Origin of the sequence: Shewanella sp. SG41-4 (assembly GCF_014164505.1) — a bacterium.
Classification (GTDB): domain Bacteria; phylum Pseudomonadota; class Gammaproteobacteria; order Enterobacterales; family Shewanellaceae; genus Shewanella.
In genome coordinates, this window is the sequence record NZ_JACJFI010000469.1 from 1 (window position 1) to 2,095 (window position 2,095).

General features: G+C 41.0%; 2 protein-coding genes. Both read right to left on the reverse strand.

Translation table 11 applies throughout. From position 1 onward, the window contains the following. Positions 1-125: 125 nt before the first annotated feature. Entirely contained in the window at positions 126-986 is an 861-nt protein-coding gene (locus H5202_RS21195; RefSeq protein WP_182773800.1) for a DMT family transporter, read from the reverse strand. A 174-nt stretch (positions 987-1,160) separates the two neighbouring features. Beyond that, the coding region (locus H5202_RS21200; RefSeq protein WP_182773801.1) for an alkene reductase at positions 1,161-2,095 on the reverse strand (935 nt) is incomplete at its 5' end.

A 2,095-nucleotide genomic window follows, 5' to 3' on the forward strand; every position in this document is an offset into this window, starting at 1 on the left:
CGCTTAACTGACAGACGAGTTATTACAAGTAGCAATAAAAAGCCATGACTCATAAACCGAAAAATAGGTTACTACAATTTTGAGTTAATGAGCGTTGTAGATGTTGTAGATAAGGTTTCTACGGGCTACTTTTTAGAATATTTGATGTAGATAAACAGTGACAATAAAATAATCCCACCACCAATAATCTTTTGTATTTCAACCACTTCATTAAGAAAGCTGATAGACAATATTAATGTCCAAATGGGTTCTAAAATCATGATCAGCGAAGCGGTTTCAATTTTAACGCTAAATTGGCCGACCGTTTGGAGCAAATAACGCACACTGGTTGCGATAACCGTTGATACCGCAAACCAAAATAGTACATGACCATTTATCTCAAAACGTTCAGGTGAAACCACAGCCATAATCACACATCCCACAATACCAACCATGAATAGTTGTATGCAGATGGATGTTAACGGTTTGATATTGGTTAAGACTCGCTTATTCAATACAAAATGCAATGACAGCAGTGCCGATGATAATAAGAAAAACCACTGGCTGTTATCGACCTCCCAGCCCGTTGTAATGGTCAATAACATAATGCCTATACAAGTAATAGGCAGCGATATCCAAAACATGCGGTTAGGCCTTACTTTGAATAATAGCCAAGAAATAAACGGGGCAATAATCATTGCTAAACTCATGATAAACGCGCCCTCAGACAGGGTATTCGAGATGGTAATCGCATGCACCCATACTTCTATCGATGCAGCTAACACAATACCAACGCCACAAAGCGAAGCAATTTGTTTAAGCCGTAGAACAACAATTTGTCGGTAACAAAATGGTAATAAAATCAGACTCGCGATTAAGAAGCGAGCAGCAATAAATACTTCTCCAGGCATGTCTAAAATAACAAGTTTAGAGGCTATCCAACCCACAGCAGCAAGCATCGTGGCCAGTAATAAGAATAGTTTGCCGCGTAACTCATCGGTTTTCATTAAACGTTTTCCAGCTTATAGAAGGGAAAGGGTAGCAAGACTTTGGCATCGTTGAATGATACAGCATCACATAAAGACACATGAAGATTGATAAGTGGTCTATACGCACAAAGCGATCCTAACGTTATGTCAGAATCGCTCACACATTCATTCAGCTAAACTTTGCAATTACTATTAACTTGGGCAGTATGTTGGGTAATCAGTTAAGCCTTTTTCAGATCCACCAAATAATGTCTCTGGTGTGTGTACCGCTAATGGATAGCCATGCTTAATGCGGTTTGGTAAATCAGGATTAGATACAAATGGTCGACCAAAGCCAATCATATCGGCTAGGCCATCGTTAATTGCCTGTGTGCCTTTTTCACCGTCGTAACGACCAGCATAAATTAGTACACCTTCATAGGCTGCTCGAACTGCATCTTTAAACGCTGCAGGAGTCTCTGGTGCATCATCCCAATCTACTTCAGCAAAATGAATGTAAACCACATTTAAACTGTTAAGTAATACTGCCGCTGCGGTGTAGGTTTCAATGGGGGTTGCATCAACAGTACCATTTAAAGATGTAAATGGCGCAAGACGAACACCAACACGATCAGCACCGATAGCATCTTTCATTGCACCAACCACTTCACCTAAGAAACGCAGACGGTTTTCGATACTACCACCATATTCGTCAATACGATTATTCGCTTCAGAATCGATAAACTGGTTAATTAAATAACCGTTTGCTGCATGCAATTCTATGCCATCAAAACCCGCTTCAATCGCATTTAACGCCGCTTGGCGATATTCACCAATAACATGTTCAATGTCAGCTTTAGTCATTTCACGCGCTACAACCACGTCAACAAAACCAGGTTCGTCGGTACCATTATCCACAAACACTTTTACATTTTGGGCTTTTAATGCAGAAGACGAAATTGGTTGCTTGCCATTGATATTGTCTGGATGAGTCACGCGGCCAACATGCCAAAGTTGAGCGAATATAGTGCCGCCTTTTGCATGCACAGCGTTGGTGACTTTTTGCCATCCGGCTATTTGTTCAGGAGAGTAAATACCTGGCGTCCAAGCATAACCTTGGCCCATGGCTGAAATCTGGGTGCCTTCAC

Bases quoted from the DNA above. Each gene is read 5' to 3' on its own strand.
- H5202_RS21195 (WP_182773800.1), bottom strand. From the start codon at position 986: ATGAAAACCGATGAGTTACGCGGCAAACTATTCTTATTACTGGCCACG.